This is a genomic window from Streptomyces sp. LN549, assembly GCF_043203805.1.
Lineage (GTDB): Bacteria > Actinomycetota > Actinomycetes > Streptomycetales > Streptomycetaceae > Streptomyces.
Map to the genome: position 1 here is coordinate 874,981 of NZ_JAZHRI010000002.1, position 17,283 is coordinate 892,263.

Below are 17,283 nucleotides of genomic sequence, written 5' to 3' on the forward strand. Positions count from 1 at the left end.
TCAGTCCCGGCCTGCGGCGAGCTTCAGGTCGTCGCGCAGGGCGCTGTAGGCGGGCTTGGCCGTGTAGTTCTCGTCGAAGAGGTTGGCCGCGCCCTCGCCCTCGAAGGTGTCGGGCACCCAGGAGTACTTGTCGGTGAAGCCCCACACGGTGAAGTCGGTGCAGTGGCGGGTGAGCAGGCAGCCGCGCAGCAGGACGTCGTACCCCTCGGCCTGGGCCTCCTGCTTGGTGCTGTCGGAGGGCATCGGGATGCGGACGTCGGCCTCGGTGATCGCGGTCTCCAGGCCGAGGTCGTCGAACCGCTTCATGTTGTCGGCGATGTCGTGCGGGGCGTTGTACTGGACGGAGAGGTGTCCCTGGATGCCGACGCCGTCGATCGGTACGTGCTGCTTGCGCAGCTCCACGACCAGGTTGTAGAGCGCGGTGCTCTTCGCGTTGACGCCTTCGATGTTGTAGTCGTTGATGAAGAGCTTGGCCTTGGGGTCGGCCTGGTGGGCCCAGCGGAAGGCGTCCGCGATGTAGCCGGGGCCGAGCTTCCGCAGCCAGATGCTGTCGCGCAGGGTGCCGTCGTCGTTGAAGACCTCGTTGACGACGTCCCACTGCCAGATCCGGCCCTTGAAGTGGCCGGCCTCGTCGGTGATGTGCTTGCGCAGGATGGCGCGCAGCTCGTCGGCGCTGAAGTCACCCTCGGTGAGCCAGGCAGGCAGCTGGTTGTGCCAGAGCAGGGTGTGGCCGCGCACCAGCTGTCCATTGGCCCTGGCGAAGTCGACCAGTTCGTCCGCTGCGGCCCAGTCGTAGGTGCCCCGCTCCTTCTCGACGACCTCCCACTTCATGACGTTCTCGGGGGTGACGGAGGTGAACTCGTCCGCCGCCTTGGCCCGGTAGGGCGCGTCGGCGGCCAGGGCCGCCATGTCGACCGCCGTTCCGATGCGCACGCCGGCCCGCATACCGAGGCTGCCCAGGGTGTCGGCGACGGGGGGCCTGGGCTTCCCGTGGGATCCGGAGTGTTCCGGCGCGGCCGAGGCGCTGAGGGTGAAGGAGGAGACGAGCAGGGCCGCGGCGGCGGCGCCGACCATGGCGGCCTGAGTTGTCTTGCGCATGACATATCCCTTGTTGTGGGCACGTCTCCCCCGAAAGTTGAGGCGGGATCGACGTGCGTTCGATGAAGATGGTTCGAAAGTTTCGCGAACCTCCCCGCATCCGGCGGGGAGCCGCGGTGGCGGCGGGGAGGTTCACGAGAGGGATGGTGCGGCTGTGCGGGCGGTGCCGGTCAGAGCGCTGCCGGCTCCGCTACGGGGGCGGGCTCGACCGAGGTGCCGCAGACGAGCTGTCGCCTGTGGTCGACGATGCGCTCGGGTCCGGTGAGCCGGAGCCGTAGGGTCCGGCGGACGTCGGCTGCGTCGCTGGAGGCGGCGAGCCGCAGTTCGAGCTCGCCGGGCTCGACGACGCGACGGCCGCCGATGCCGGTGAAGGACGCCAGATCCGCATGGAATCGGAACCGGACCCGGGCGGCCTCGCCGGCGGCGAGCGGGACCCTGGCGTAGCCGATCAGCCGTGCCTGCGGCCGGGTGGTCTGGGCAACCGGGTCGTGGAGGTAGAGCTGCACCACTTCGGCGCCCTCGCGCTCCCCGGTGTTGCGGACCGTGAGCTCGATGTCGGTGGAGCCGTCGGTGGGGATCTCGGCCGGGGCGGGATCGCCCTGCTCCCAGTCGAAGGTCGTGTACGACAGGCCGTGCCCGAAGGCGTAGAGCGGTGTCGGGTCCAGGTTGCTGACCCCGCTCGCCAGTCCCAGCGGCGGCTGCAGATACGTCCACGGCTGACCACCCGGACCCTGCGGCACGCTCACCGGCAGCCGGCCGGAGGGGTTGACCCGTCCGGAGAGCACCCCGGCCAGCGCCGGACCGCCCTCCTCACCCGGGAAGAAGGCCTGCACGACGGCTGCCGTCCGGTCCGCCCAGCGTCCCAGCCCGTACGGGCGGCCCGTCAGCAGCACCAGGACCACCGGGGTTCCGGTGGCCAGCAGGGCGTCGAGGAGCTCGCCCTGCACACCGGGCAGCGACAGATCGGCCGCGTCGCAGCCCTCACCGGACGTGCCGCGGCCGAAGAGGCCGGCCCGGTCACCGAGCACGGCGACGCAGACATCGGCGTCCTGGGCCAACCGGACAGCATCCGCGATCCCGGAGGTGTCCGTGCCGTCCACCTCGCAGCCGGCGGCGAAGTCGACGCCGGAGCCGGGGAACTCCCCGCGCAGCGACTCCAGCACTGTCGGCACGTCGATCCCCATCTCGAACTCGGGGTGCGAGACGCCGACGTGGCTGGGGAAGGAGTAGCAGCCGAGCATGGCCAGGGCGTCGTCCGCACGGGGCCCGACCACGGCGATCCGCCCGGCGTCCCTCAGCGGCAGAGTGCCGCCGGGGTTGGCGAGCAGCACACAGGCCTGCTCGGCGAGCTCCCGGGCCAGGGCCCGGTTCTCCGGGGGGTCGAGGTCGACGGTGTCGCGGGCATCCTCGGGGTCGGCGCCCTTCAGTGCTGCGGGCAGCGGCGACCAGTCCGGGTCGAGCAGTCCGAGTTCGCACTTCTGGAGCAGGACCCGGTGCAGTGCGCGGTCGACGAGCGCCTCGTCCACCGCCCCGTCCCGTACGGCGGCGACGAGGACGTCACCGTAACTGCGGACGGTGGGCAGCTCCACGTCGACGCCGGCTCCCAGGGCGAGCCGGGCGGCGTCCGCGCGGTCGGCGGCGACCTTGTGCAGGGTCTCCAGGAAGCCGATGCCGAAGTAGTCGGCGACGACGGTCCCGGTGAATCCCCAGGTGTCCCTGAGGAGTCCGGTGAGCAGGGCCGGGTCGGCGGCCGCGGGCACACCGTCGATCTCCGCGTACGAGTGCATCACCGAACGCGCCCCGCCCTCCAGCAGGGCCATCTCGAAGGGCGGCAGGATCACGTCCGCCATCTCACGGGCGCCGGCCCGCACCGGCGAGAGGTTACGGGCGCCGGCCGAGGCCGCGTATCCGGCGAAGTGCTTGAGCGTGGAGATGATCCCGGCGGACTCCAGTCCACGGACGTACGCGGTGCCGATGGTGGCCACCAGATAGGGGTCCTCGCCGATGGTCTCCTCCACCCGGCCCCAGCGCAGATCGCGCACCACGTCCAGGACGGGCGCCAGCCCCTGGTGGACGCCGACGGCGCGCATGTCGGCGCCGATCCGGTGGGCCATCTCGGCGACCAGCTCCGGATTCCAGGCCGCGCCCCACGACAGGGGGACGGGGTAGGCGGTGGCGCCCCAGGCGGTGAAGCCGGCCAGGCACTCCTCGTGGGCGAGGGCCGGGATGCCGAAGCGGCCGGCCTCGGCGATCCGGCCCTGGGCGCGGGCCAGGGCGAGGGCGCCGACGCCGGGGTCGACGGGGGCGGTGCCGAACGGCCGGGTGAGCTGGCCGAGACCACGGGTCGTCAGGTCGTCCCAGTCCACCGGGTCGACCATGTCGTTCTGGTGCGGGGCGACCCCGTCGCCGTCGGCGTCGGCACCCACCCAGATTCCGTACAGCTGGGCGGCCTTCTCCTCCAGGGTCATCCGGGGGACCAGGTCGGCCACCCGCTCCTCCGGGGTGAGGGAGGGATCGCGCCAGGGGCCGTCGACGGCCGGGGCCGCTTCGGTCCTGCGGGCTTGCGGGACAGGGGGGATTGCCATGGCGGCAGGGATTCCTCTCAAGAGTGCGGTGGTACGGGCGGCATGGAGGCGCTACTTGCCGCCCACCCCCATCAGTCCGTTGACCAGTGCCTTCCGTGCCACGAGGTACACAGCGAAGATGGGCACGACGGAGAGCACGATCGCGGCCAGCACGGCAGGAATGTTCATCCCGAACTGGGACATGAAGTTGAAGAGACCCAGCGTCAGCACGCGGTTCTCCTCCGACTGGGTCAGGATCAGCGGGAACAGGAAGCCGTTCCACGCCTGGAGGGCCGTGTAGATGGCCACCGTGCTGATGCCCCCCTTGGACATCGGGATGGCCAGCTGCCACAGCATCCGCAGCGGCGTGGCGCCGTCGAGCGCCATCGCCTCGTACATCTCCTCGGAGACGTCGCGCATGGTGCCGCTGAGGATCAGCACGGCGACCGGCATCGCGAACGCCGCGGTCGGCAGGATGATCGCCGGCAGGCTGTCGTACAGGCCCATCTTGCTGATCAGCAGGTAGAGCGGCACGATCACCGCCTGTGCGGGGATCGCGACGCCGAGCAGGAAGGTCCGGAAGGCGAGCGAGGAGAGCCTGCTCCGGGTCCGTACCGCGACGTAGGCGACGGGCACCGCGAGCACGAGCACGATGGCCACGGTGGACACCGCGACGATCGCGGTGTTGGTGAGCATCGTGGAGAAGCCGCTGTCCAGCACGGTGCGGTAGTTGTCGAGCGTGGGGCTGGTCGGGACGGCCAGCGGATCGCCGTTGAGCGCCTCGTCCTGGCGCATGAGCGACGAGGAGATCAGCGTGTAGAGCGGGACGAGCACGAGCACGAGCCAGACCATCGAGCCCAGACCGGCCAGTGGGTTGCCCCACTTCCTGCGGCGGCGGGCGGCGGCCAGCCGGCTTCGGGTCACGGGCGACGTGGGGCGCGCCATGGGGCGGGTGTCGATCGACATCTCGTCACATACCTTCCCGGGTGGACCGCATGTTCCCGAAACCGCTGAAGCGCACGAGGATCAGCGACAGGGCGGTGGCCACCACGACCAGGGCCGTTGCGATCGCCGCGGCATAGCCGAGGTCGTAGGTCTGGAAACCGGTCCGGTACATCAGGTACGGCAGCACGGTGGTGTCCGTGCCCGGGCCGCCCCTGGTCATGATCAGTACGGTGTCGAAGTAGGTCAGCGAGCCGACGATCATCAGGACCGAGGAGGTCGTGATGGTGTGGCGCAGCTGCGGCAGGGTGATGTGGAAGAACTGCCGGAGCATGCCGGCTCCGTCGATCTCCGCCGCCTGGTACAGGACCTGCGGGATCTGCCGGGTGCCGCCCTGGTAGATCAGGGTGTGGAAGGGCATGAACTGCCAGCCGCCCACGAACGCCACGGTGAGCAGCGCCCCGGTGGACGAGCCCATGACGTTCGGGTCGATGCCGACCCAGGGCCCGATCTTCTTGATCACGCCGAAGTTGGGGTCGAGCAGTGCATGGAAGAGCATCGCGATGGCCGTGGTGGAGAGCAGCAGCGGAATGAAGAAGACCGCGGAGAGCACGGCCCTGCTGCGCTGCTTGCCCGCCGCCCAGACGCCGAGCAGCAGGGCCACCGGGGTCTGGAACGCCCAGCTGATCGAGGTGAGCAGCAGGCTCAGCCAGGCCGCCTGACGGAACTCCGGGTCCTTGAACAGCCGGGTCCAGTTGTCCATGCCGATGGGTGTCGGGGAGTTCAGCCCGTCCCAGTGGCAGAAGGAGAGATAGACGGCGATCGCCAGCGGGACGATCGCGAAGAGGGCGAAGAAGAGGATGCCGGGCAGCGCCCAGGCGACCGAGGGGCGGCCGACGTTACCGGCGGCCGCCTTCCTTCCTCCACGCACCTTTTTGTACGAAGAGACGTGGGACATTGTTACTTGACGGCCTTCATCGCGGCGACGAACTGCTCGGGCGTGGACTTGCCGGCGAACAGCTTGCTGATCTCGGTGAGCAGCGGAGTGGCGTACTGGGACTCCAGTGCCTGGTCCCACGAGAGCGTGAAGCTCGGGGCCTTCTGGACCATGTTGTACTGGTCGGTCGCGTACTTCGGGTTGGGGGATCCGCTCAGCATGGAGGCGGCGTTGGACGTGGTCGGTACGTCACCGTTGTCGACCAGGGCCTGGGCGTAGGACTTGGAGGCCATGGCCTTCAGGAAGGCTATGGCCTCGTCCTTGTGCTTGGTCCGGGAGTTGATCGACCAGTAGTTGGTGGGGTTGCCCACCACGTCCGCCGGGTCTCCGACGCCGCCGGCCACGGTCGGGAAGTTGGCCCAGCCGAGGTCCTTCTTGGCGAACTCCGGTGCCTTGCCGAGCTGGGTCGAGTACTCCCACGAGCCCATCAGGTGCATGGCCGCCTTGCCCTTGCTGAGCAGGGTGGGGGCGGCGCCGCTGCCGTAGTCGACGGAGTTGAAGTTCTTGCCGAAGGCTCCCCCGTCGACCAGTTCCTTGACGGTCTGGGCGGACTTGAGGACCGCGGGGTCGCCCCACGCGGAGGAGTCCCCGTTCTGGATCTTCCTGAAGACCTCGGGGCCGCCGATCCGGTCGAGCAGGTACTCCATCCACATCAGCTCGGGCCACTTCTCCTGACCGCCGAGCGCGAAGGGGGTGATGCCCTTGGCCTTGAACGTGGTGATGGCCTGCTGCAGGTCCTCCCAGGTCTTGGGGGCCTCCAGCTTGTTCTCGGCGAAGAGCTTCTTGTTGTAGAAGAGCATCACGGGCTGCATGCCGCGCATCGGCACCCCGTAGATCTTTCCGTCGAGGCTTCCCGCCTCGATGATGGACGGGAGGAAGCCGTCCTTGAGGGTGGCGTCGTTCTTGACGGTCGAGGTCAGGTCGACCAGCTGTCCCGCCTCGAGGTACGGCTTGATGGAGCCGCCGCCCCAGTTGTAGAAGATGTCGGGGGCGCTGGGCGAGCCCATGGCGCTGCGGAGCTTGTTGACGTACTCGGTGCCCGGCACCGGGATCAACTTGACCTTGACCTTCGAGGTCTTGTTGAACTCCTCGACCGCAGCCTGCTGGACCTTGACGGCGTCGTCACCGTAGACGTACGCGGTGAGGGTGCCGCCGCCGGCACCGCCGCTGTCGCCGCCCGATCCGCAGCCCGCCAGCACGCCGGCCATGACCATGGCCGCACCGGCGGCGGTCCATCTCGCCGCACGCGTACTCTGAGTGAAAGTTCCCGACCCCATGACCGCACCTCTGTCGAATGTTTCGGCGTTGCTTGCGAATGTTGCCGGAACCGTACGGTCGTGTTTCGGACCAGTCAAGGGGTCCGGTGCGGGGAATATTCCTCAGGGGTCCGCTCCTCCCTCCCGGCACCGGGCAGTTACGATTCCCTGTATGAGCCCCGCAAACGTCCAGTCACATCAGGAGAATGCGCCTGCCGGCGAGCCGTCGGACGGCACCGCCACCCTGGCGGAAATCGCCCGAGCGGCCGGAGTCTCGGCTCCGACAGTTTCGAAAGTGCTGAACGGGCGGGCCGACGTCGCCCCCGGCACGCGCACCAAGGTGGAGGAGCTGCTGCTGGTGCACGGCTACCGCCGCAGACGCGGCTCCACGACCCAGTCGCAGCTGATCGATCTGGTCTTCCACGAGCTGGACAGCGCGTGGGCGATGGAGGTCGTGCGCGGCGTGGAGAACGTCGCGCGCGAGGAAGGGCTGAGCCTGGTGCTCTCGGAGAGCGCGGGCCGCCTCACTCCCGGGCAGACCTGGGTGGACGGCGTACTGGCCCGCAGGCCGGTCGGGGTGATCCTGGTCCTGTCGGACCTCACCGCTGCCCAGCGCGCCCAGCTGACCAGCCGCAGCATCCCGTACGCGGTGGTCGACCCGGCGGGCGATCCCGGCGACGACGTCCCCTCCGTCGGGACGACGAACTGGCAGGGCGGGCTCGCGGCCACCCGTCACCTCACGGGGCTCGGGCACCGCAGGATCGGGGTCATCAGCGGACCCTCGCGCATGATGTGCAGCCGCGCCCGGGTGGACGGCTACCGCGCCGCCCTGGAAACCGCGGGTCTGCCCATCGACCCCGACCTGGTCCGCGAGGGCGAGTTCCAGCACGAGGCGGGCTACGCCACGGGCATGGAGCTGCTGCGCATGGCCGACCGGCCGACCGCCATCTTCGCCGGGAACGACCTGCAGGCGCTCGGCGTGTACGAGGCCGCGCGCGAACTGGGACTGCGCATCCCCGAGGACCTCAGCGTGGTCGGCTTCGACGACCTGCCGCTGACCCGGTGGATCGGGCCGCCGCTGACCACGGTGCGCCAGCCGCTCATAGAGATGGCCGAGACCGCGGCCCGGCTGGTCCTCGACCTCGGCCGGGGCCGGCAGCCCGCGACCACCCGGGTCGACCTGGCCACCAGCCTGGTGGTGCGCAGCAGCACGGCCGCACCCGGCCGCTGAACATTCCCGTTGCGACGGCGGACGGGCGTGCGTACCGTCGCCCGGCATGAACACTCCTGTCCTGCGCACGCAGCGGTTGCTGCTGGAGCCGTACACACCCGACGACGAGGAGGAGTTCGTGGCGCTCTTCCAGGACGCCCGGGTGGCGCGCTGGATGGGCGAGGGCCCGGCCACGGAGGCCGAGGACCGGGCGCTGTTCGGGCGGCTCTTCACGAAGGTGTACGCGCACGACCTGTTCGGCGTGTGGCTGGTGCGGCACGGCGGACGTGTGGTCGGACACGCGGAGATCAAACCGTCCCCCACTCCCGGCGTGGACGGCCACGAGATCATCTACGCCGTTGCACCGGCGGCGTGGGGGCAGGGGCTGGGCACCGAGATCGCCGAGACGTTGGTCGCCCATGGCTTCGGCACCCTGGGCCTGGCCGAGGTGCACGCGACCGTGGACGCCGCCAATGAGGCGTCGCTCGCCCTGCTGAGCCGGATCGGCTTCCGTCACGTCCGTGACATCACCGAGGACGACGGGAGCACCACCCGCCTCCTGACCCGCCCGAAGGCGGCCTGAGCGGACCTGGACGCCGGGGCCCCGCGCCAGTGCCTCCCGGGCGCACGCGCCGCCGCCCACCACGGAAGCGGCAGTGTCCGGAGCTGTCCTGCGCGCCGCTGTCAGTGGCCGGGTGCAGACTGGCCCGTATCCGGCACAACGGCGTTTCGGGAGGTTCGGTCATGACCGATGTTCTGCTCACCGTCGGCACCCGCAAGGGGCTCTTCATCGGCCGCAGGCGCGGCGCGGAATGGAAGTTCGACGGTCCGCACTTCAATGCGCAGGCGATCTACTCGATCGGCATCGACAAGCGCGGGGACGTCCCCCGGCTGCTGGTCGGCGGCGACAGCGCACACTGGGGGCCCTCCGTCTTCCACTCCGACGATCTGGGTGCGAGCTGGGTGGAGCCGAAGCAACCGGCTGTGAAGTTCCCGGAGTTCACCGGGACGTCCCTGGAGCGGGTCTGGCAGCTGCACCCGGCGGGCCCCGAGGCGCCCGACGTCGTGTACGCGGGCACGGAGCCGGCCGCCCTGTTCCGTTCGCGGGACAGGGGCGAGTCGTTCGAGCTGGTGCGCCCGCTGTGGGAGCATCCGACGCGTTCGAAGTGGGTGCCGGGCGGAGGCGGCGAGGGGCTGCACACGGTGCTGACGGACGAGCGGGACCCGCAGTCGGTCACGGTCGCCGTCTCCACCGCAGGGGTGTTCAGGACGGCGGACGGCGGCGAGAGCTGGGTCCCGGCCAACAGGGGGGTGTCGGCGGTCTTCCTGCCCGATCCGGACCCGGAGTTCGGTCAGTGCGTCCACAAGGTCAGCCGGGACGCCGTCGATCCCGACCGGCTCTATCTCCAGAACCACTGGGGTGTGTTCCGCAGCGACGACGCCGGGGACCACTGGACGGACATCGGCACCGGCCTGCCCTCCGACTTCGGCTTCGCGGTGGCGGCGCACCCGCACCGCGCGGACACGGCGTACCTCTTCCCGATCAACGCCGACGCCGACCGGGTGCCGGCCGAGCACCGCTGCCGGGTCTTCCGGACCACCGACGCGGGCGACAGCTGGGAACCCCTGTCGTCGGGCCTGCCCGACGGCGCGCATTACGGCACGGTGCTGCGCGACGCACTCTGTACGGACGACGCCGATCCGGCCGGCGTGTACTTCGGCAACCGCAACGGCGAGGTGTACGCGAGCGCGGACGACGGGGACAGCTGGCAGCAGCTCGCCTCACACCTGCCGGACGTCCTGTGTGTCCGGGCGGCAGTCGTCGACGGGTGACCGGAGGCGCGCGCCTATGGTGAACCGGGCACTGTTCCGGCGATGAGCGGACAGGCCCGGCCCATGGCGGAGCGGTGAGGGCCCCTACGACAGGCGCCAGTCCACCGGCTGCGCCCCCTGGCGGGTCAGGAGCTCGTTGGCCTTGCTGAAGGGGCGCGACCCGAAGAAGCCGCGGTCCGCCGACATGGGTGACGGGTGGGCGGACTCGATCGCCGGGTAGTCCCCCAGCGACGGCAGCAGATTCCGTGCGTCACGGCCCCACAGGATGGACACCAGCGGGGTGCCCCGCGCGACCAGCGCCCGGATGGCCTGCTCGGTGACCTCTTCCCAGCCCTTGCCCCGGTGGGCGGCGGGCTTGCGGGGTGCGGTCGTCAGCGCCCTGTTCAGCAGCAGCACGCCCTGCCGCGTCCACGGGGTCAGGTCGCCGTTCGACGGGCGTGGCAGTCCCAGGTCCGTGTGCAGCTCCCGGTAGATGTTCTCCAGGCTGCCCGGAAGCCGACGGATCTCGGGTGCGACCGCGAAGCTCAGCCCGATGGCCATCCCCGGTGTGGGGTAGGGGTCCTGACCGACGATCAGCACGCGCACCTCGTCGAAGGGCTGCTGGAACGCGCGCAGCACGTTCGCCCCCGAGGGCAGGTAGGTGCGGCCTGCCGCGACCTCCGCACGCAGGAAGTCCCCCATCTCGGCAATGCGTCCCGCCACCGGGGCCAACGCCTGAGCCCAGCCGGGCTCCACAACTTCGTTCAACGGTCGCGCTGTCACAGGGCTCACCCTACCGGCGTAACGGCAGGTGCCCTGCGACTCCCCCGCGCCCGGTGAACACGCAGGCCGGACACCCCCGTCGCGACACCCCAGGCTCTTCGCGAGGCGCCTGGGGATAGGCTGCCGCCGTCATTCCTCTGCTTACGGGAGCCGCTCCATGGAGTCACACCGGCCTGCGCCCGGGGAGTACGTCCTCGGGGTCGACTCGGGCGGTTCCGGGCTGAGGGTGGCGCTGGGCACCGTGGGCGGGGACGCCCCCCTGGGCACGTCGGTGTGCGCCGAACCGGTGCGGACCGGCCCCTTGGGCATCGACGCCGCCCACCTCCTCGCTCAGCTGCTGCCCACCGTCCGGCAGCTGCTCGCCCCGCACGGCGGCGGTGACCGGATCGCCGCCGCGGCGATCGGGGCAGCGGGCATGGCCACGCTCGGCGAACAACTGCGCGCCGAACTGCCCGGGGCCCTGGCGGAGACGCTCGGGCTGCGGCGGCTGGCGCTCGCCGCCGACGCGGTGACCGCGTATGCCGGGGCGGTCGGGCAGCGGCCCGGCGCGGTCGTGGCGGGCGGCACCGGTCTCATCGCGCTGGGCACGGATCTCACGCATTGGCGCAGGGCCGACGGCTGGGGCCATCTGCTGGGCGACAGCGGAGGCGGCGCCTGGATCGGGCGGGCCGGGCTCGACGCGGCGATGCGCGCCCATGACGGGCGGCGCGGCGGGTCCCCGGCCCTGCTGGCCAGGCTGGAGGCGGTGTTCGGCCCGGCGCCGGAGCTGCCGGGCCGGCTCTATCCGCGTACCGACCGGCCCGCGGTCCTGGCCTCGTTCGCTCCTGAGGTGTCCGCGTGCGCGGCCCACGATCCTGTCGCCGAGGGAATCCTCCGCGACGCCGCCGAGCACATCGCCGCAGCGGCCGCCGCAGTGTGCCCGAAGGCCGGGGCGGACGACGAGGAGTGCGAAGTCGCACTCACGGGTGGCCTGTTCCGGATGGGAGAGCCGCTGCTCGTACCGCTGCGCGAGGAACTGGCGCAGCAGCTGCCGCACGCACGGGCCGTCCCCGGTTCGGGTGATCCGCTGACCGGTTCGCTGCGCATCGCGCAGGCGCTGGCCACGGGGGGTCTGCGACTGCCCCTCCATCCCACGCTGCTCCGGGTCACCATGTCCGGGGAGGAAGCCGGTACCTCCCAGGGGTCTACAGAGCAGGGCAGTCGACCGGTAAGCCACTGATCGGATAAATGCGGACAGACAACGCTCGACCGGCCCCTCCCCGAGCAACGGGGTACCCAAAACCAGTAGCATGCGGCGCCATGAGCACCCCCACTGGGCCCGCTTCCGGCCTGCCTGTACGAATGCCGCGACCTCGCCAGTCCGGACGGCACCGCCGCCCGGAGCCCGTGGTCGCACCTGAGGGCGCCGCCGCGCTCGTTCTCGCCGTTCCCGGTACCCCCTCCTCGGCCAGCCGCAGTCTGGCCGAAGAGGTGATCAGCATCGCCCGCTCCGAGCTCCCCGGTCTGAACGCCCTGATCGGCTACCTCGACGGCGACGACGCCGAGTACCCCACTCTTGCCTCCGTTCTCGCCCACGCCGCCGCCGAGCGCATCGCGCGCTTCGAGCAGGCCAAGGCCGTCGGCCGTGAGGTCGCCGAGCCCGAGGGCCCGGCCGCAGTCGTGGTGCCGCTGCTCGCGGGACCCGACAGCACGCTGGTGCAGCGGATACGCCGCGCGATCGAGGACAGCCAGGCTCCGGCCGAGCTGACCGATGTGCTCGGCCCGCACCCGCTGCTCGCCGAGGCACTGCACGTGCGCCTCTCCGAGGCCGGTCTCGCGCGCGCGGACCGCGCCAGGCTGTTCACCGTGGCCACGGCCGCCGACGGCATCGTGCTGGCCACCGTGGGCGGCGAGGAGGCCGTGCAGGCTGCGGGGATCACCGGCATGCTGCTGGCCGCGCGGCTCGCGGTGCCCGTGATGGCCGCCGCGCTCGACGTCGAGGGCTCTGTCGCCTCGATCGCCGAGCAGCTGAGGGGCTCCGGCTCGCTGCAGCTGGCCGTGGCGCCCTACCTGGTGGGTCCCGAGGTGGCCGACGGCCTGCTGGACGCCGCGGTGAAGGAGGCCGGCTGCGCGAGCGCCGAGCCGCTCGGCGCGTACCCGGCGATCGGCAAGCTGGTGCTGTCGATGTACATGACCACGCTGGGCATCGCTCCGGAGGTGGCTCAGGGGGCTCAGGTCCACTGAGCCGTGCCGTACCAGGCGGGGTACGCCGTCCTTCACGGGAGCGGGGCGGCCGACGCACCCCGCTCTGCCCGTGACGCACGTACGCCCCGGGGCCCGTTCACGGACCCCGGGGCGTACACCGTTCCTCAGGCGAAGATCACACAGGAGGCCGCCGGGACCTCCAGGGAGCCTTCCGGAGCCGGGACACCGGTCTCCGGGTCCACGGCGAACCAGCTGACGTTCCCCGACCGCTCGTTGGCGGCGTACAGCCGCCGGCCGGTGGGGTCGAGGGCGAGGTCGCGCGGCCAGTGCCCGCCACAGCTCACCGTCGTGACCAGGGACGCCTGCTCCCCCGTGGCATCGAGGGCTAGCACGGAGATGCTGTCGTGCCCGCGGTTGGCCACCCAGAGGAACCGGCCGTCGTGCGCGACGACGACCTCGGACGGATAGCTCGCCGGGCCGGCAGCGCCGCGCGCCTCTGCGGGCAGCACGGGCGTCTCACCGACGGCCTCCAGGACCCCGGCGGCGGCGTCCCACCTGCACACCGTGACGGTGGGGTCCAGCTCGTTCAGCACATAGGCGTGACCGCCCGCGGGATGGAACGCGAGATGGCGCGGCCCGGTGCCGGGCCGCAGCGCCGTCTCACCGTGCAGGCGCAGCTCCCCGGTGTCCGGGTCGAGCGCGCAGATCCGAACGGAATCGGTGCCGAGGTCGACGCTGAGCACCCAGTTCCCCGACGGGTCGGGGAGGACCTGGTGGGCGTGCGGACCCTCCTGGCGTTCGGCGACCGGACCGCTGCCCTCGTGCGCGAGGACGCAGCAGGCCGCGCCGAGCGAGCCGTCGGCGAGCACGGGCAGGACGGTGACGCTGCCCGAGCCGTAGTTGGCGGTGACCACGTGGCCCCCCGCGAGTGCGAGATGGGTGGGGCCGCTGCCGTCGACCTGCCGGGTCTCCCCCAACGGCCGCGGGACGTCTCGGCCGATGTCGAGGGCCGCGGCCGCGCCCTTCTCGGTCTCGCTGACCGCGTAGAGAACCGCGCCGCCGGGGCCGGTACCCCGGCCGAGCGCGAGGTAGGAGGGATCGGGTACGGCGTCCGTCGCACCGAGGACGGTGAGCGCCCCGGTCTCCGCGTCCACGGCGGCGACGGATATGCCGCGTCCGCCCGCCGAGGTGAACGACCCGATGAATGCCCGCCGGGCACCGTTGTTGCTGTCCACCGCACTGCCTCTCTCCGCCGACTGATCGCGGCGGCGGCGGCCGCCGTGATCTTCCGCGGCGACCGTAGCAGTGCTCGCGTGTGGTCTGGACCAGGGGTGCGGGTCAGGCCGGGACGAGGGGTGCGCGGGGCGGGGCGTGCAGGGGCGCGGCCAGTTCCGCGAGTGCGCGCTCCAGGCCGTGCAGGTGGGCGAGGGCGGGTTCCGTTGCCGCCGGGTGCGCCAGGAGGTGTGCCGTCACAGCGGTGCGCGCCGGCCGCTCGGACGCGGTGAGCGCCTCCACGGCACTCTCTACGCGCCAGCAGGCCGCGGCGAGCCGGGCGTCGTGGGAGGCTTCCGGGTCCGCCGCGACGGAGGCCAGCCCACGTACTTCCCGCGCGCAATCGTCGAGCAGGGCGAGCACGTGACCGGCCCGGGCCCTGCGGGCGCGCAGCGGGCTCAGCGGGTGCACCAGGGGGGCCAGCGAGAGCCGGACGCGCCCGAGCAGCGCTTCCAGTTCCGCGATGCGCGGCGCCGGGTCGGCGGTGGCCGAGCCCGAGAGCCGGGCGGCGGCCTCCTCGGTGCAGGCGTGCACACAGCGCAGGGCACGCTGGATCCAGGCGTCGGTCGTGGCGTGCGTGGTGACGGGCAGCACGAACAGCACCGCGAGCATCGCGCCGAGCGCACCGACGGCTGTCTCGCCGAGCCGCAGGGCGAGCAGGTCCGGTTCGAGCACGCCGAGGGATCCGTAGAGCGCCCCGGCCATCACCGTCACGGAGAGCATCATCCAGGTGTACGAGACGGCCGCGGTGTAGAAGATCCCGAACACCCCGATGGCGACGAGGAACGCGGTGGGGGCCGGCGCCCCGTGCAGCGGGACGACGACGGCGAGGCCGACGGGGATGCCGATCAGCGTACCGAGCACCCGTCGGAAGCCGCGTACCAGCGTCTCGCCGCGTGAGGCCGTGTTCACGAAGACCCACCAGGTGGCGCCCACGGCCCAGTACCAGCGCTGGTCGGAGAGCACCTGCCCCGCCATCAGCGCCACGGCCCCGCCGACAGTCGCCTGGACCGCCTGCCGGGTGGTGACCCTGGCCAGGCCCGTACCGCTGACCGGGGCCGGTACGACGGGTGAGGTCAGCCGGCGCTCGTAGCACCACAGGCCGAAGCGGACGGCCGACGAGGAGAGCAGTGAGAGGGCGACCGCGGAGTAGAGCTCGGGCAACTGCCCGGGCAGCGTGTGGAGGAACTGCGTGGTGAAGAACGCCATGAAGGCGAACACGCCGAGGGAATGTCCGCGCGGGCCCCATCGCCGTGCGTAGACGCCCACGCCCATGACCGCGAGGAAGGCCGCGTCGCGCGCGATCGGATGGTCGTGGAGAACGGCGGCGAGCGCGAGCACGGGGAAGCCGACGGCGGGCAGCAGCGCCGTGGTGACGGCCTGGCCGCGGACGCCGGGATCGGTCACCGTGAACAGGGCGAGCAGCGCGGCCAGCCCGCCGGTGATGGCCGCGACGAGCGAATGCCCGGCCAGGCCGCACACCGTCACCGCGAGGCCGATGCCGAGCACGGCCCGGGCCGCGAAGCGCAGCCTCAGCCTGCCCGGGTCCCGGGCCACGAACGCTCTCTTCAGCACTGCTGTTCCCCGCCTCCGCCCACCGGTTCCGCGTACCGGCATGAAAAAGGCGCCACGGGATCCGCAGCGCCATCGACAGGTACATCAGAGCATCCGCATGCCTATTGGCTCAAATTGACCTCCAGATACTGAACCAATGGCTCATCCGATCACCGCCGCAGAGCACCGGCAGCCGACCAACGGATCACCGGACGGCACTTCCGAGACACGCCGGGCCCCGCCGAGCCGGAGGCCGCCGACCACCGTGGAAGCCTCGGCCAGGGCCCCGGCATCACCCGCTCCCGACGGTATGGACACGCCAGGTTGACATCACTACGCTCACCCTTGGTCTAGACCGCAGCACTCTCCGGACATCACCCCACATCTCCAGGAGCGACGTATGCGCAGAAAGATCACTTCCTTACTGGCCGGGCTCGGCCTGGCCGGCGTGGCTCTGCTCGCCACCTCCGGCAGCGCGCAGAGCCACGGCTACACGGACTCACCCATCAGCCGCCAGCAGCTCTGCGGCATCGGCACCGTCAAGCACTGCGGCCAGATCCAGTGGGAGCCGCCGAGCGTCGAGGGCCCCAAGGGCTTCCCCACCCGCGGACCGGCGGACGGCCACATCTGCTCGGGCGGTATCGGGCGCTTCTCCGAACTCGACGACCCGCGGGGCGGCGCCTGGCCCGCGACGCACGTCACCGCGGGGCAGAACTACACGTTCAACTGGCGGATCGAGGCCCGGCACGCGACGACCGACTTCCGCTACTACATCACGCGGGACGGCTACGATCCGGCCAAGCCGCTCACCCGGGCCGACCTCGAACCGCAGCCGTTCCTCACCGTGCCCTTCGGCGGCCGGCTGCCGGGTTCGACCGTGTCCCACTCGGGCGTGCTGCCACAGAAGTCCGGCAAGCACCTGATCCTCGGCGTCTGGACCATCTCCGACACGGGCAACGCGTTCTACGCCTGCTCCGACGTGCAGTTCTGACGCCCGCCCTTCGCCCCTGCACCAGCGCCCGCGTGCTGGTGCAGGGGCCACGCCGACCCGGCCGCCCGGCAGTGGGCCATTGGTACAGTCGCTGCCCCGACTGACAGACCACGGAAAGGCCGACGGACCATGGCGGTGGACGCGCTCGACACCCGGATCCTGCGACTGCTCATCGAGCAGCCGCAGACGAGCGTGCGCGAGTACGCGCGAATCCTGTCCATCGCCCGGGGCACCCTCCAGGCGCGTATCGACCGCCTCGAACGGGATGGCGTGATCACCGGAAGCGGACCGTTCGTCTCCCCCGCCGCCCTCGGCCATCCGGTGCTCGCCTTCGTGCACCTGGAGGTGACGCAGGGGCATCTCGACGACGTGGGCGAGGCGCTCGCCGCGGTGCCGGAGATCGTCGAGGCGTTCTCCACCACGGGGGGCGGCGATCTGCTGACCCGGGTGGTGGCGCGGGACAACGGACATCTGGAGGACGTGATCCAGCGGCTGATCCAGCTTCCGGGCGTGGTCAGGACCCGGACCGAGGTGGCGCTGCGCGAACGGGTGCCGCACCGGCTGCTGCCGCTGGTGGAGTCGGTGGGCAGGACCGCCCCGTCCGGCCGGGGATGATCGCC

General features: G+C 71.4%; 15 protein-coding genes. 7 read left to right on the forward strand and 8 right to left on the reverse strand.

The genetic code is table 11. From position 1 onward, the window contains the following. The 5 genes from SH922_RS03945 to SH922_RS03965 all read right to left on the reverse strand — a co-directional run bounded on the left by SH922_RS03945 (position 1) and on the right by SH922_RS03965 (position 6,815). On the reverse strand, positions 1–1,098 hold the full coding sequence (locus SH922_RS03945; protein WP_393054706.1) for an endo-1,4-beta-xylanase: 1,098 nt from the start codon (positions 1,096–1,098) through the stop codon (positions 1–3). A 170-nt stretch (positions 1,099–1,268) separates the two neighbouring features. Further along, positions 1,269–3,683 carry a glycoside hydrolase family 3 N-terminal domain-containing protein gene (locus SH922_RS03950; RefSeq protein ID WP_393054708.1) on the reverse strand — a complete coding sequence of 805 codons (2,415 nt, stop codon included), beginning with the start codon at positions 3,681–3,683 and terminating at the stop codon, positions 1,269–1,271. A gap of 51 nt (positions 3,684–3,734) precedes the next feature. Next, positions 3,735–4,628 (reverse strand): carbohydrate ABC transporter permease, encoded by an 894-nt coding sequence (locus SH922_RS03955; protein WP_393054709.1) that lies wholly within the window; start codon positions 4,626–4,628, stop codon positions 3,735–3,737. Positions 4,629–4,632: 4 nt separating this feature from the next. After that, positions 4,633–5,562, reverse strand: a complete 930-nt coding sequence (locus SH922_RS03960; RefSeq protein ID WP_393054711.1) for a carbohydrate ABC transporter permease — start codon at positions 5,560–5,562, stop codon at positions 4,633–4,635. Between the two features lie 2 nt (positions 5,563–5,564). Further along, positions 5,565–6,815 (reverse strand): extracellular solute-binding protein, encoded by a 1,251-nt coding sequence (locus tag SH922_RS03965; protein WP_393063458.1) that lies wholly within the window; start codon positions 6,813–6,815, stop codon positions 5,565–5,567. 214 nt (positions 6,816–7,029) lie between these two features. On the opposite strand from SH922_RS03965, the gene SH922_RS03970 reads away from it, so the two are divergent. The 3 genes from SH922_RS03970 to SH922_RS03980 all read left to right on the forward strand — a co-directional run bounded on the left by SH922_RS03970 (position 7,030) and on the right by SH922_RS03980 (position 9,900). Further along, positions 7,030–8,088: a LacI family DNA-binding transcriptional regulator gene (locus tag SH922_RS03970; protein WP_393054713.1), complete on the forward strand. Its 1,059-nt coding sequence runs from the start codon at positions 7,030–7,032 to the stop codon at positions 8,086–8,088. A 46-nt stretch (positions 8,089–8,134) separates the two neighbouring features. Beyond that, positions 8,135–8,650 carry a GNAT family N-acetyltransferase gene (locus SH922_RS03975; RefSeq protein WP_393054715.1) on the forward strand — a complete coding sequence of 172 codons (516 nt, stop codon included), beginning with the start codon at positions 8,135–8,137 and terminating at the stop codon, positions 8,648–8,650. 161 nt (positions 8,651–8,811) lie between these two features. Beyond that, positions 8,812–9,900, forward strand: a complete 1,089-nt coding sequence (locus tag SH922_RS03980; protein ID WP_393054717.1) for a WD40/YVTN/BNR-like repeat-containing protein — start codon at positions 8,812–8,814, stop codon at positions 9,898–9,900. 84 nt (positions 9,901–9,984) lie between these two features. On the opposite strand, the gene SH922_RS03985 is transcribed toward SH922_RS03980, so the two are convergent. Next, on the reverse strand, positions 9,985–10,662 hold the full coding sequence (locus tag SH922_RS03985) for a uracil-DNA glycosylase (RefSeq protein WP_393054719.1): 678 nt from the start codon (positions 10,660–10,662) through the stop codon (positions 9,985–9,987). A gap of 157 nt (positions 10,663–10,819) precedes the next feature. Here SH922_RS03985 and SH922_RS03990 point away from each other — a divergent pair, with 157 nt between their 5' ends. Further along, the gene (locus SH922_RS03990) at positions 10,820–11,881 is read left to right on the forward strand and encodes an N-acetylglucosamine kinase (RefSeq protein ID WP_393054721.1); all 1,062 of its coding nucleotides are present in this window, start codon (positions 10,820–10,822) and stop codon (positions 11,879–11,881) included. Positions 11,882–11,961: 80 nt separating this feature from the next. Then, positions 11,962–12,885, forward strand: a complete 924-nt coding sequence (locus tag SH922_RS03995; RefSeq protein ID WP_393054723.1) for a sirohydrochlorin chelatase — start codon at positions 11,962–11,964, stop codon at positions 12,883–12,885. Positions 12,886–13,010: 125 nt separating this feature from the next. Here SH922_RS03995 and SH922_RS04000 read toward each other — a convergent pair whose 3' ends face one another. Together SH922_RS04000 and SH922_RS04005 are read right to left on the reverse strand one after the other, a co-directional pair. After that, the gene (locus SH922_RS04000) at positions 13,011–14,081 is read right to left on the reverse strand and encodes a lactonase family protein (RefSeq protein ID WP_393054725.1); all 1,071 of its coding nucleotides are present in this window, start codon (positions 14,079–14,081) and stop codon (positions 13,011–13,013) included. A 103-nt stretch (positions 14,082–14,184) separates the two neighbouring features. Then, a complete protein-coding gene (locus tag SH922_RS04005; protein ID WP_393054727.1) occupies positions 14,185–15,693 on the reverse strand; it encodes an FUSC family protein in 1,509 nt (502 codons plus the stop codon). 379 nt (positions 15,694–16,072) lie between these two features. Here SH922_RS04005 and SH922_RS04010 point away from each other — a divergent pair, with 379 nt between their 5' ends. Further along, positions 16,073–16,663 carry a lytic polysaccharide monooxygenase gene (locus SH922_RS04010; RefSeq protein ID WP_393054729.1) on the forward strand — a complete coding sequence of 197 codons (591 nt, stop codon included), beginning with the start codon at positions 16,073–16,075 and terminating at the stop codon, positions 16,661–16,663. A gap of 129 nt (positions 16,664–16,792) precedes the next feature. Further along, positions 16,793–17,278 (forward strand): Lrp/AsnC family transcriptional regulator, encoded by a 486-nt coding sequence (locus tag SH922_RS04015; RefSeq protein WP_362552901.1) that lies wholly within the window; start codon positions 16,793–16,795, stop codon positions 17,276–17,278. The last annotated feature ends 5 nt before the right edge of the window (positions 17,279–17,283 follow it).

Coding starts and splice junctions, on each gene's coding strand:
- SH922_RS03945 (WP_393054706.1), bottom strand. CDS start 1,098: ATGCGCAAGACAACTCAGGCCGCCATGGTCGGCGCCGCCGCCGCGGCC.
- SH922_RS03950 (WP_393054708.1), bottom strand. CDS start 3,683: ATGGCAATCCCCCCTGTCCCGCAAGCCCGCAGGACCGAAGCGGCCCCG.
- SH922_RS03955 (WP_393054709.1), bottom strand. CDS start 4,628: ATGTCGATCGACACCCGCCCCATGGCGCGCCCCACGTCGCCCGTGACC.
- SH922_RS03960 (WP_393054711.1), bottom strand. CDS start 5,562: ATGTCCCACGTCTCTTCGTACAAAAAGGTGCGTGGAGGAAGGAAGGCG.
- SH922_RS03965 (WP_393063458.1), bottom strand. CDS start 6,815: ATGGTCATGGCCGGCGTGCTGGCGGGCTGCGGATCGGGCGGCGACAGC.
- SH922_RS03970 (WP_393054713.1), top strand. CDS start 7,030: ATGAGCCCCGCAAACGTCCAGTCACATCAGGAGAATGCGCCTGCCGGC.
- SH922_RS03975 (WP_393054715.1), top strand. CDS start 8,135: ATGAACACTCCTGTCCTGCGCACGCAGCGGTTGCTGCTGGAGCCGTAC.
- SH922_RS03980 (WP_393054717.1), top strand. CDS start 8,812: ATGACCGATGTTCTGCTCACCGTCGGCACCCGCAAGGGGCTCTTCATC.
- SH922_RS03990 (WP_393054721.1), top strand. CDS start 10,820: ATGGAGTCACACCGGCCTGCGCCCGGGGAGTACGTCCTCGGGGTCGAC.
- SH922_RS03995 (WP_393054723.1), top strand. CDS start 11,962: ATGAGCACCCCCACTGGGCCCGCTTCCGGCCTGCCTGTACGAATGCCG.
- SH922_RS04010 (WP_393054729.1), top strand. CDS start 16,073: ATGCGCAGAAAGATCACTTCCTTACTGGCCGGGCTCGGCCTGGCCGGC.
- SH922_RS04015 (WP_362552901.1), top strand. CDS start 16,793: ATGGCGGTGGACGCGCTCGACACCCGGATCCTGCGACTGCTCATCGAG.